The following is a 13159-nucleotide window of genomic DNA, read 5'->3' as shown; positions in this document are numbered from 1 at the left end:
GCGTATGAAAGTTCTTACTCTGCCAGGGCAACTCAAAGGCACCACATTAATTTTGGCTGCTTTTGTATTGGCTTTGGCAAACTTTATGGTGGTGCTCGATATGACCATCGCCAACGTTTCAGTACCTCATATTACTGGAAGTTTGGCTGTATCAAGTTCTCAAGGGACTTGGGTGATTACCTCATATGCAGTTGCTGAGGCGATTTGTGTACCCTTAACAGGTTGGCTCGCAGGGCGCTTCGGTGCTGTACGAATTTTTATTGTGAGTCTTATTGGATTTACAACTTTTTCAATTTTATGTGGTTTGTCGAATAGTTTAGCAATGCTTGTCATTTGCCGAATTGGGCAGGGTATTTTTGGTGGTCCAATCATGCCTTTGTCACAAACCCTGCTGATGCGTATTTTCCCGCCAGAAAAACAATCTCAAGCCATGGGCATGTGGGCCATGACTACGGTGGTTGGACCTATTTTAGGGCCTATTTTGGGTGGTTCAATTAGTGATAATTGGTCTTGGCATTGGATTTTCTTTATCAATATTCCAGTCGGAGTGTTGTGTGCATTTGGTGCCTATAAGTTATTACGCGGTATTGAAACACCAACAGCGAAAATCAAAATTGACGCAGTTGGTTTAGCCCTACTGGTGATTTGGATTGGTGCACTGCAGTTAATGTTGGATTTAGGTCATGAATATGACTGGTTCAATAGTGGCATTATTATTGGTTTAGCCATTACAACTGTTCTGGGTTTCATTGTCTTTATGATTTGGGAGTTAACGGATCAGCATCCTGTGGTCAATGTGAGGATTTTTCGTTATCGAGGATTTTCAATTGCAACACTGTCTTTGGCTTTTGCCTTTGCCGCCTTCTTTGGCAGTATTGTATTAATACCGCAGTGGTTGCAGTTTAATATGGGGTATACCGCAACTTGGGCTGGCTATCTTACAGCAACTATGGGCTTTGGTAGTTTAACTATGTCGCCTATTGTTGCGAAAATGGCCACGAAATACGATCAACGAGCCTTAGCATGTTTTGGTTTAATTGTACTGGGACTGGTTACACTCATGCGGGCATTTTGGTCAAATCAAGCAGATTTTATGGCCTTAGCATTACCGCAGATTATCCAAGGTTTTGCAGTGCCGTTTTTCTTTATTCCTTTGTCAAATCTGGCATTAGGAGCAGTCCGCCAAGATGAAATGGCATCTGCGGCAGGGTTGATGAACTTTGTTCGGACCATGGCAGGGGCAATTGGTGCTTCTGCGGCGGTGACCCTCTGGGATGATTTTGCTAAATCTTCACGCAGTGATATGGTGGGGACGTTAAATACACAAGTCACTCAACAGAGTTTGATGCAGCATGGATTTAGTTCAGAAACGGCATTAGGAGTCATTTCTAGTTTGGTTGATAAAGAAGCATTAACTTTGTCTGTGAATCATGTGTTTTTCATTTTTGCGATGATTTTTATCTTTGCAGGACTGATTATCTGGCTCTGTCCAAAACCTAAAAATAGTGTAGGTATGGGGCAAGCACATTAGAGTTTTGTGACTTAACCAATAGTATTCAATTAAAACCTTGAGCAAAAAACCAGTCTAAGTACTGGTTTTTTCATTTTTGTTGATGTGTTTTGGATAAGCTCTAAAAGCGTTTCTCTCTATTTATAAATAACTTAAATCGGATTTATCATGAATTTTTATATAAAATATAATGAAAATGATTATCATTATGATTGTAATTAAGTATTAAAAGTGTATGATTTGTGCCAATTTGTAAATTTCATATAGAACAGGACGAGCAGATATGTTGCGGTCATATCAACCATTAGCTTTACAACTGACCCATTTTAAGAAGAACCCATACCACAAAATAATCAGAAGTATGATTTACTTATCTGTCTTTATGGGAGCAACGCAATCAACTGCATGGGCAGAAGAGCTGAGTGATGATGCGGTTGTATTACCCGTGATCGAAATGGAAGCGCAGCATAAACAAAAGGCTTTAAAAGAGGGAAACATGGATATCCCTCGTACAGAAGATGATGTGCAGCCCTATACTGTCATTACCGCTGAAAAAATTAAAAATACTGGTGCAAGTAACGTAAGTGATTTGATTACCAAGCTTTTGCCTCAAGCAACTTCAACACCTAATATTTCAGGTTCAGGTTTCTCAGGGACAACAAGCCAAATTAATTTACGTGGTTTGGGTACAAATCATACTTTGATTTTAATCAATGGCCGTCGTACTGCAGGTATGGGAAATCGTGGCGATGCAGAAGGTAACGACCAACCTAACTTAAATAACATTCCACTCGAAGCAATTGAACGTATTGAAGTATTACCTACCTCAGCATCAGCGATTTATGGATCAGGTGCGATTGGTGGGGTGATTAACGTGGTGCTCAAGCGTGATTATGTCGGCACAGATGTCAGCGTGCGATATGAAAATACCACAGACAATAATCAACCTGTGAAATCGGTAAATCTCGTTACAGGATTTGCACTTGAAGATGGCCGTACTCAGGTGCTCTTCACTGCATCGAAACGTGATCAGGATGAGTTAACGCACTTTGACAAAAACTGGCGCAATATGGGGCGTGCTCTTCAACTTCAAAATAACCCTGATTCAATCCATAATGCTTCTAGTCCACCTGCGGGTCATTTGGTGAATTTACGTATAAAAAATGCCGATGGTTCTTATACTGCAGCACATATCCCTAAAGGTTGGGATGGTGACCCGAATAAACTTGGTAAAGGCTATGCATTAGGTCTTTCCGATCAAATGGGGGCATGGTCAGGCAATAGCCCAGTTGCATTAGAAACAAAAACAGAATCGTACAGTTTAGCAATTAATCGTAATTTTACTGATCGGTTAAATGTGTACTTAGAGGGGGCCTATGACAAAGAAGAAGGCAAACATTTAACTACGCCACATGGTTATGGTGTGGTGACTTATAAGGCGAATAATCCAGCAAATCCATTCGGTAAAGACGTACAGGTCAACTATCCTGTGAATTGGTCAGATCTGGGTGAGAAGGCATATAGACTCACTGAGAATGAATCTAAACGCATCGCCACAGGGTTCACCTTTGATTTAACTCCTGACTTTACAGTTTCTGCGGACTATTCTTGGAGTCAAGCCGATATTTTAGTGAACTACCCGCGCCGAGGAAGTAAAAATCCAGGAGCAATCGCGTGGGGCAAAGATCTTGATGCAGGTTTAATCGATTTAATCAAAGATACCACCACTGAGGGTACTGATGTCATTTCGAAATATTGGAGTTATCCAAAAACACAAACCCGATCTACAGTCAATAATTTTGCACTACGCGGTGCTGGATCGGTTTATACGTGGTATGCCGGTGATATCAGTATGGCAAGTGGTTTAGAGTATAGTAAAACTGAAACTGAAGGCTTTGCAGATTATCAGCATGTCGATAATCCTTGGCAGAAACCGATTGAACGTAACATGGAAACTAAAAGTGCTTATTTAGAGTTAAGCATTCCATTTATATCACCAGAGATGAATTTACCTTGGGCGAAAATGTTCGACGTTCAAGTCGCTGGACGTTATGAAGAGTTTAATATTGACTCAAGCACTCCCCAATATATTCAGGATAAGCTCACTGGTTATAACTCAGTGTTAACCGGATATGACATACAACCCAAAACCAAGTTTGATGCGATCAGTCCAACTATAGGTTTTAGATTTGCACCGAATGATCAGATATTATTGCGTGCTTCATATAGTGAAGGATTTATTGCACCTGAAATAAATAAATTGGCTCTTCCTGTGAGTAGTGATGTGCACAACGCTACTTTAATAGATCCCAAAACAGGTAAAGAGGTGACCGGTTATACTTCGATTAGTGGTGGTAATCCATCGCTTACCCCTGAAGCTTCTAAGAGCTATAATCTGGGGGTGGTATTTACGCCAACTATTGTGCCAGACCTTCGACTGTCTGTAGATTATTTCCGTATTGAAAAAGATAATAATATCACTGCGCCGACTGCTGAGTATGTGTTACAAAACGAAGCTCAGTTCCCAGAGCGTGTAATCCGTAATGACAAAGGCGAAGTTGATACGATTAATACTCAACCCTTTAATGCCTTAGGTTTAAAGACCAGTGGTATAGATACTGCATTAAGTTATAGTTTTGATAGTCTGTTAGGTGCTTCAAATCTTAACTTGGGTTATACCTATGTAGATGAGTTTACACAGCAAGCCAGTTTAGTGGGTGGGTGGCATAGTCAGCTTAATGGCAGTGCTTCAGGTAATCCAGTTCGACATCGTGCCAATGCATCTTTTACCTTTAAGCCGAATGATACTTGGACCTTTGGATGGGGCGCACAATATTATAGTGGCTATAATATTAGCAATGCAGTGGCAATATTAAATCAGACTGGTGTTGCATCAGAAAGTTTAAAAATTGATGGTGAAGTTTTCCATGATATTTTTGCACGTGCTCGCATAAAAGTACCTGGTGTAAAACAAATCAATAGTGCTGAACTTGGCTTTGGAATTAATAACTTATTCGACACATATACTTTAGATATGTCTGGGACAAACTATATTAGTCGCTACAGTAATGCGATTGGTCGAAACTATTATTTAAATCTTAAGTTGTCATTCTAAGACTGTTATTCAAAATAAGATTTAATCTTTAAATTTTTTATATCTCATACTTAGCCAAACTTAATCATTTTAAGTTTGGCTTTTTTATTCATGTTTTAACCCAATGATCATTAATGAGAAAATTGATAAATAGCGTGAAAAAATTGAGCTGATTTTCGATCTGATTCGACTGATAAGTGAATAGACTTTGATAATAGTGTAGATCGATAATGCAGCAACAGCGATGTGATAGTTTTAAACTAAAAAAAATTATGATCCATTTAGGATTACTCGGAAGTGGGTTATTTGTGGCAACAACAACTATATATGCACAAACTCTGCCCATAAATGAAGAAATATCAGTAGATAAAAATCAAGCAACAGTTACATCAGAACTTGCTGATCGAGTGCAATTACCCACGATTACTTTGACTGCGACTCAAGATTCAACACGCACAGAAGGGACGCAAGCCTATACGACTCGAAAAGTCAGTACAGGAAAATTTGAGCAATCTTTAAGAGAGACGCCACAGTCTATATCCGTGATGACACGTCAGCAGTTAGATGATCAAAATATTTCTAATCTTAAAGAAGCAATGTCACAGGCAACAGGTGTGACTGTGACCACCAATGGCGCATTTGCAGAAACAGGCTATAACATTCGGGGCTATCGGGCAATTCAACAACAAGATGGATTATCTGTAGGTTCTGATGACTCTTATACACTTGCACCTGCCCGTGATATGGAAATGTATGATCGAGTGGAAATTCTGAGAGGCCCAGCAGGATTATTGGAAGGGAACGGCGACCCAAGTGGGATTATTAATATGATCCGTCGTCGTCCAACAGCCGAGGCTGAAGGTTTTGTGAACTTATCTTATGGTTCATGGAATAATAAACGGGTAAGTGTAGGAGCGAATAATCGTTTAAATGAAGCAGGCAGTGTACGCGGTCGAGTGATCTTAACGCACCAAGACAAAGACTTTTTCTATGATCATGCCAATGAAAATAGAAGTTCAGCATATGCAATTGTTGAGGCTGACCTGACAGATAAAACCATGCTGACCAGTTCGATAAATTATAGTCAGTCTGAGAGTGTGCCATTTTATGGTTGGCCGCCGCATGGGGGCGGTTTTAGTCGTAAAGATTATTTTGGTGCAGACTGGAACAAAACCAAAGTTCCCAATGCATTTGAAGGGCGTTTAGATTTAGAACATTCCTTTGAAAATGATTGGAAAGTAAAACTGTCTACGATCTATCTTAATCAAGATTTAAAAGCACAAATGGCGATTGCAACTACGCCAAATTTTGAGACACAAAAAACCAGTTATTATGGCTATAAAAAAGAGAGTGAGCAGAGTTTATATGGTGGGGAGCTCAGTGTATCTGGAAAGTTTAATTTACTTAACCAAGAGCATGATTTGATTTTAGGTGGAACATGGTCAAACAGTAATCATCAAGTAGGAACAGCCACAAGTTATGATAATCCCAATCGCCCCGATGACTGGAACTCTGGTGATCTTCGACATCCACTTGTACGGCCTGATGCCATTCCAGATCCGAATTTAGATAAAACTGAAAAACAGGTGGTTAAATCGAGTCTATATGGTGCATTAAAATATAAATTACATGATGATTTAATACTGACCATGGGTGGTCGTTTTAGTAATTATGAAGAGAAAAGTCGTGGAATTGGCAGTAACAACAGCAGTGATTGGGAGAAATCTGCTGCGAAAGTCACTATGGAATTTACCCCCTATGCTGGATTGGTATGGAATTTTTCAAAAGACCTGTCTTGGTATGCGAGTTATACAGATATATTTAGTCCACAAACTGAACAAGACTGGCAAGGAAATACACTTAAGCCTAGAGTGGGCTGGCAAGTGGAAACAGGGATTAAAGGCGAATTTTATGATGGAAATCTACAGTCATCCCTTTCAATATTTAGATTGCGTGATCAAAATAAAGCAACTTTAGACCGTAACCCAGAACATTATCCAAATCGATATTGTGAGGGTGATGGAATTAATCCTGCTACTTTTGGTTGTTCTGTTGCGGGTGGAGAAAATCAAACTGAAGGTGTTGAACTTGAACTCGTCGGTAAGGTCACGGATCAGTGGAATGTGATGGCTAGTTATGTATTTACAGATGCACAAGTCCTTAAGACGAATTCTACTGCATGGTGGGACTATGCTGTAGGATCAAACTTTGCAGCCTATACGCCAAGACATGCCTTTAAATTATGGTCTACCTATAACTTTAATCGTGGTCTGAGTATTGGTGGTGGTTTAAATGCGCAATCGAGTTTAGAGGATTCAACTACAGGGCAACATAACCCAGGATTTACTGTGTTTAATGCTCACGTTGCTTACAAAGTTAATCCACAAATTGACCTCTCTTTAAATCTCAATAATCTATTTGATAAGTCCTACTTTGCAGGTATGGGGTATGCTGCAAATCGCTGGATGTATGGTGAGCCGCGTAACTACATGTTCACGCTGCGTGCGCGTTATTAAAAACTTTAAATAAAAAATTGCTGCTTTAGGTTACAGGAACTAGGCTTGTAATCTAAGCAGATTTAATATTTCATAAGTCAATATAAAATAAAATTTTATCAAAATAATAGCTGTAATTTTTTAGAGTTTTGACTTTTATTATAGTTAAATCAATCACTAAGACTATTATTACATTGATTTATTCACAATTTTTTGCTGGTTGCTTGAATATAATGGTGATGAAAAAAATCAATTCTTGCTGCAGCTTTTTGAAAATAATGGGCTTTTTTCACAATATCAGGTGCGGGGATGGTTATGGTCGATTGTGGTGATGATTCTGATACAGAGCGTGAAAGGGCTTATAAACAATATGACAAAGGTACTTGGTGTTTTCCCAGTGGTATTGCTTCTGGTGATCCAAGAGCTGATAGTGTTGTGCTTTGGACACGTATAGAAAGTAGCAATAGTCAGTATATGCAACAGGATATTGAGATATTGGTTGAAGTTTCTACTGTAGCTTTTGATGATCCGCTATTTACCCAAACAGATTTATTGCTCGCACATCCCATACAAGTCCAAGCTAAATATGGACATACTGTACATCATAAATTGCAAGGCCTTGTTCCAGAACAATATTATTGGTATCGCTTTATAGTGGGTGAAGAGATTTCAGTTCAAGGGCGTACTAAAACGGCACCTGAAGCATCTGCGACTACACCACTAAAATTTGCCTATTGATCTTGTCAAGATTGGGGAGTCAATCATTGGGGAGGGTATCAGGTTCTCGCATGTCCTGAATTTGATGATTTAGATTTCATTGTTCATTTGGGCGATTATATCTATGAGACAGCCAATGATCTGACTTTTCAATCAGGTTCAGTTGAAGTAGCGCATCAGCGTAATGCAATTGATGTGAATCGTTTAACAGGCATATCTTCAGATGGGACACGCTATGCAAATAGTTTAGAGGAGTATCGCTATCTATATTCGGTATATCGTAGTGATCCCCGCATACAAGCAGTCCATGCAAAATTTCCGATGATCGCAATATGGGATGATCATGAATTTACTGATGACGCATGGATGGATCATGAAACCTATAGTGATGAGAACCAACGACAACATGCGCGTCGCCGTGCAGCAAACCAAGCGTGGTTTGAATATATGCCTGTTTCTATGCAGGATGTAAGCTTTGAAAGCGATCATCTTCCGCATGATAACAATATCCGCATTTATCGTGAATTTGCCTTTGGTCAGGTGATGCAACTAATTATGACTGATGAGCGTTTATATCGTGCTGACCATACTGTTCCTGAGAAAAAAGGCACAGCTGCAATGATTGAATATTTTGATCGTATTGTTAGAGAGTTGTGTGATATTCAGCATCCAAATGGGCTTTATCAGTTTATTCATAAGGCGCGTGTATTGGGAATAATGAGTTTAGAAGGCGTATTCAACTCAGTGATTAATCATGGAAAAATCCCACACATTGGTACGATTGACGGTGTTGATTTAACCGTTGTTAAACCGATACTCGTCCAGATATTAAATATACTTTTTGATCGAGAATTTACATTAGAACAAACGATTACGGTTATTGATATCTTCAAACTATTCGCTTTGCTGGATGGACAGCTTTTAATGAGTGAAATCAAGAGCACTACAGGGATGACTGGACTGGGAGCTCGTTATGCTGCTTTAAAGGAGGTCTTACTTGCTTGTGAAAAAATGCGAGTGGAATCTTCTACTGCGATGTTAGGTATCACTCAAACTCAGTGGTGGAAATCCTCAATGACAGCTGCACAACAACGTGGAGCGGTTTGGAAGATCTGGGGCAATGAAGTTTCATTATTAAATATGCATGTTAAGGTGAATAGACTGCGCAATCAGGGGTTACAATTACCTGAAAGTTTAAATTTGCTGTCCAATGTCTTGATTGGTTTAATTAGTGCATTCAAATACTTAATGACCAATGATAGCATTCGTCAACAATTAAATTTCCCCCAAGATTATTTGAGTGATGGGTCTTCCTCTACAGCATCTGGTCAAGAGCTTATCGCATTTGCAGACTGTTGGGATGGTTATCCTGAAGCACGTCAAGATTTGCTTGAATACATTCAGCAAAATAATATTCAAAACGTAGTTGCGATTACAGGTGATTTACACACTTTTTTTGCTGGTAGTGTGCACGATCCTGAAACAGGTCAAGCAGTGATGTTGGATTTTGCCGGAGCAGGGATGAGTAGTCATTCTTTTGGTGGATTATTAGCGGGGAGGTTAAAACCCGAACATTTATCAAAAGGTCTGTTCTCTGGAATTGCACCACTGTTATTCGGTCGTGGTCAAGCCAGTGGCATATTGTATAAACTCTTGTCGCAGATAACTTCACGCAGTGATAAACAGAATGATGCGCGTGATTTATTTGCCCGTCTGTTAATACATTTTAGTGATGATATACAGTGGGCCGAAGGTGTTGCCAATGGTTTCTCTACCGTAAATATCGATATAGAAAAAATCCAAGTCACTTTTCATAATCTACGTGTAGAGCGCGATGCCACAGGACAAATTGAAGATCCCATGAATATTGATATGTGCAATCAACTTGATTACGCTTATGAGCGACGCAGTCAATTTACCATATACGCATCGGGTACCGATCAGGATAGGGTCCCCGACAATGCATCTGTTTGGCCTGCATGTCCTCAGCGTGTACAACAGTATGAAAATCCAGCTGTTGGCTCACAAGTCATCGAACAGTCTCAGCGTGTAAAACAGATGCATTACAGTACATCAGTAGAGTCCCGGTTAGGTCAAAAAATGCAGTATGGCGTAGAAAAATTCGTCGAAGAAAACCCATCTAATCCTTATGCGCAATTATTTTTAGCGGCAATTAAAAATAACTGAGCCAAGTTAATCATGTCATAGGCTGCATTTAATCGTACTCACTGTTACTGGTGTTAAAACTAAAAGCAGCGTTTTTACTTATAATTTACTTTTGATCATTGGGTTGAGGTAATTGGCTTTTGTGATTTAAATTAAACAGCACTAATATATATTGACGATTTTACTATTAGACTTCTAAAACTTAAGGGAATTCCTGTGCAAAAATATCTGCGTGCCACAATCATGGCTTTATCGGTGTCAGCACTACCTATTGTGGCTATGGCAAAACCAGTACAAGCTTTAGTTTATGAGAAAACTACGGTCAATGTAAAAAGTTTAGATTTTGATGAAATACTCAATCGTGTCTATCAAACAAAACCACTTGCTGTGCCTGCTGCATTACAAGAGATTTCCAAAGCACCCAAAGCAATTATTCAAGCAAGAAGTGAAGAGCAAAGAGAATATTTACTCAGTATGTTACCCGTAGTGACTTATAAGAATACTGCGGGTGAAACTCGGTACTTGGTCGTTGTACAAAAAAATAATTATTATGATGGCCAAATTATGAGCTGCCGTGCCTGTAGTCCCAATGCGGACATGTTTATTTTCAAGCAAATTGATAAGCGCTATTACCTCGTCAGTGCCACTTTTGATATGGAGGATTTACCCGGAGGTAATGGAGAGTTAAAACTTGATTTGACTCAGGTAAATAAAAATATGCAGCCCTTTGGTAAAGAACTGACAGGAAGTTATTTTGAGGCAGAGTTCTCTGGTGCAGGTGGACAGCGTTCCTCTGGTTGGTATGGATTATTACTTAGAGAACAAGAGCAGATTCAGTTAGTGTTTATTGGTGATGCTGGAGGAGATACCAGTAGTTTTTATGCTGACCGTCCAGAAATGGCATGGACTACGACTTCTACCTTAAAAGTTATGCCTAATGGTGCAGCGTATTATCCGATTCAAGTGACTTACCGCGGTATAGGAGGCAAGTTGAAAAAAGCAGAGATAAGTCATAAGAGCTTTGTATTTGATACTAAGAATAATGTCTTTGTCGAAGCCAAGCCAATCAAAAAATAGTCTAAGCCTGCCTTCTCCTTTTTAAGCAGAAGGCTAGGATGAATAGCTTAGCTCTTTTTACTTAAGATCACATGTGCCACTAGACCAAGGCAAATCCCCCAAAACACTGAGCTTAGACCGAGGAAATGTAGGCCTGATGCTGTCGCCAAAAACGTAATTAAGGCTGCATCACGATGTGCATCATCACGCATAGCAACGGCGATATTGGTCCCAATTGCTCCTAAAAGTGCAAGTCCAGCTAAGGCAGCTACCAGCTCTTTAGGTAATAAACTAAAAAGCATGACAATACTGCCTGCAAATAGTCCACCTAAGATATAGAACAGACCATTGGCAATACCTGCAATATAGCGTTTATCTTTAAGCTCATGTGCATCTTTACCCATACATAGCGCGGCAGTAATCGACGCTAAAACAATGGTAATTCCACCAACACAAGCCACAGCAAGAGAGGCAATACTGGTCACGCCAATAATAGGCTTAGCGGGCATGTCATAACCACTCAGTTTCATAATGGCCATGCCAGGCAAAAATTGTCCTGTTAAACTGACAATAATCAACGGTAAAGCGAGGTTTAACGTCGAGCTTAAAGTCCATTCAGGCATAATAAACTGAGGTATTGCTAGGCTAAATTGCACATCGACAGGATTCATCGTTCCCATGATTAAACTTAGCCCAATGCCACTAATCAAAACCCATACCATGGCATAACGTGGTGAAAAGCGCTTAGCCAATAAAAACACCACCAGCATACAAAATACCAGTAAAGGCATAGTATCTGTAGCAATAAAAAGTCCCAAACCAAATTGAAACAAGATGCCAGCCATCATACCTGCGGCAACATCTTGAGGAATCCATTTGAGTAATTTGTCAAAATAACCGCTAATGCCAATCAAAAAAATCACAACAGCAGTCGTGATGTAAGCAGCAACTGCTTCATTGAGTGACACGTCAGGAAATAAAGTGACAAGTAGAGCAGTACCTGGCGCAGACCAAGCTGTAATTACAGGGATTTTAAACTTAATGGATAAATACGTACCTGCAACTGCAGCACCAATGGAGATCCCCCAAATCCAAGAAATCATCATTTCTGTTGAAACTTGGGCTTGCTGCGCGGCTTGGAAGAAAATGATTAGAGGGCCAGAATAGGAAATGAGTACGGCCAGAAATCCAGCCACTGTGGCTGAAACTGACCAGTCTTCACGTAATTGTTGCAGTAGTTTAGACATATATGAAAGCCTCCTTGCTTACTGTCCATAATCCTAGGTTAGAGTGGGGATGGGTGATTAGCCCTGATCACCTCCACCCACAGGAACAACGGTTCCAGTAATATATGAAGATTCACTTGAGGCTAGAAATAAAATAGCATTGACCTGTTCTTGAATGCTGCCATAACGGCCCATCAAACTACGATCTAGGGTTTGGTCAACGACTTGTTGCATCCACACACGTTCATTTTCAGTTTGTTCAGCCGTATTTCTTGGCACTTTACGTGGTGGAGCTTCGGTGCCCCCTGTTGCAACAGCATTGACACGAATACCATCTTTGGCATGTTCAAAGGCCAGTGATGCAGTTAAAGCATTGACGCCACCTTTGGCAGCCGAATATGGAATTCGGTTAATACCACGTGTTGCTATAGATGAAACATTCACAATCGTGCCTGATTGATTTTTCAACATTTCAGGGAGCACTGCGCGGCAGCACCACAGGGTGGGAAAGAGTGAGCGGTTGATTTCTTTGATAATTTCTTCTTCAGCAAAAGCATCAAAAGGTTTCATCCAAATCGCACCACCAACATTGTTGATCAAGGTATTGACTGTACCGTAGTGTTCAATTGCTGCATCCACAACACTTTGCGCACCTGCAAAAGTTTCAAGATCAGCAAGCACACTGATCGCTTGACCCGCTGCTGCTTGAATCTCTGCCTGAACTTCATAAAGATAGTCTGAGCGGTCAGCCAAAACAACCTTGCCGCCTTCAGCGGCAACGTGCAAGGCAACACCGCGACCAATCCCTTGAGCAGCACCAGTAACGATCACGACTTGATCTTGGAATCTTTTTGGCTGTGACATGTAATTCAATCCTTTGCTGAGGTGCAAAACA

8 protein-coding genes and 1 pseudogene are annotated in these 13159 nt (G+C 40.1%); 7 read left to right on the top strand and 2 right to left on the bottom strand.

Translation table 11 applies throughout. From position 1 onward, the window contains the following. The first annotated feature begins 4 nt into the window (after nt 1-4). From Aru01_RS11780 to Aru01_RS11755, 7 genes and pseudogenes are all read left to right on the top strand, one after another. A complete protein-coding gene (locus Aru01_RS11780) occupies nt 5-1531 on the top strand; it encodes a DHA2 family efflux MFS transporter permease subunit (protein ID WP_042111393.1) in 1527 nt (508 codons plus the stop codon). 340 nt (nt 1532-1871) lie between these two features. Beyond that, nucleotides 1872-4625, top strand: coding sequence for a TonB-dependent receptor (locus Aru01_RS11775; RefSeq protein ID WP_042111391.1), 2754 nt, complete (start codon nt 1872-1874; stop codon nt 4623-4625). A 287-nt stretch (nt 4626-4912) separates the two neighbouring features. Continuing rightward, nucleotides 4913-7120: a TonB-dependent siderophore receptor gene (locus Aru01_RS11770; protein ID WP_162183612.1), complete on the top strand. Its 2208-nt coding sequence runs from the start codon at nt 4913-4915 to the stop codon at nt 7118-7120. A gap of 288 nt (nt 7121-7408) precedes the next feature. Next, a complete protein-coding gene (locus tag Aru01_RS11765; protein ID WP_051145769.1) occupies nt 7409-7837 on the top strand; it encodes a PhoD-like phosphatase N-terminal domain-containing protein in 429 nt (142 codons plus the stop codon). A 12-nt stretch (nt 7838-7849) separates the two neighbouring features. Beyond that, nucleotides 7850-8410: pseudogene (locus Aru01_RS18865) on the top strand (alkaline phosphatase D family protein); the annotation flags it as partial. 24 nt (nt 8411-8434) lie between these two features. Then, complete coding sequence (locus Aru01_RS11760) at nt 8435-10003, top strand: alkaline phosphatase D family protein (RefSeq protein WP_370736887.1); 1569 nt, start codon at nt 8435-8437, stop codon at nt 10001-10003. A gap of 195 nt (nt 10004-10198) precedes the next feature. Beyond that, nucleotides 10199-11059 (top strand): hypothetical protein, encoded by an 861-nt coding sequence (locus tag Aru01_RS11755; RefSeq protein WP_016655729.1) that lies wholly within the window; start codon nt 10199-10201, stop codon nt 11057-11059. Nucleotides 11060-11106: 47 nt separating this feature from the next. Here Aru01_RS11755 and benE read toward each other — a convergent pair whose 3' ends face one another. Then, entirely contained in the window at nt 11107-12285 is a 1179-nt protein-coding gene (gene benE / locus Aru01_RS11750) for a benzoate/H(+) symporter BenE (RefSeq protein ID WP_016655730.1), read from the bottom strand. 57 nt (nt 12286-12342) lie between these two features. Continuing rightward, a complete protein-coding gene (locus tag Aru01_RS11745) occupies nt 12343-13128 on the bottom strand; it encodes a 1,6-dihydroxycyclohexa-2,4-diene-1-carboxylate dehydrogenase (RefSeq protein WP_016655731.1) in 786 nt (261 codons plus the stop codon). Between the last annotated feature and the right edge of the window lie 31 nt (nt 13129-13159).

It is taken from the genome of Acinetobacter rudis, assembly GCF_000829675.1.
Taxonomy (GTDB): domain Bacteria; phylum Pseudomonadota; class Gammaproteobacteria; order Pseudomonadales; family Moraxellaceae; genus Acinetobacter; species Acinetobacter rudis.
Note: the sequence above shows the minus strand (reverse complement) of the source record. Positions and strands in the feature narration are given on the sequence as shown.

What these genes read in the sequence shown, in the direction of transcription:
- Aru01_RS11780 (WP_042111393.1), top strand. Translation starts at nt 5, where the DNA reads ATGAAAGTTCTTACTCTGCCAGGGCAACTCAAAGGCACCACATTAATT.
- Aru01_RS11775 (WP_042111391.1), top strand. Translation starts at nt 1,872, where the DNA reads ATGATTTACTTATCTGTCTTTATGGGAGCAACGCAATCAACTGCATGG.
- Aru01_RS11765 (WP_051145769.1), top strand. Translation starts at nt 7,409, where the DNA reads ATGGTTATGGTCGATTGTGGTGATGATTCTGATACAGAGCGTGAAAGG.
- Aru01_RS11760 (WP_370736887.1), top strand. Translation starts at nt 8,435, where the DNA reads ATGATTGAATATTTTGATCGTATTGTTAGAGAGTTGTGTGATATTCAG.
- benE (WP_016655730.1), bottom strand. Translation starts at nt 12,285, where the DNA reads ATGTCTAAACTACTGCAACAATTACGTGAAGACTGGTCAGTTTCAGCC.
- Aru01_RS11745 (WP_016655731.1), bottom strand. Translation starts at nt 13,128, where the DNA reads ATGTCACAGCCAAAAAGATTCCAAGATCAAGTCGTGATCGTTACTGGT.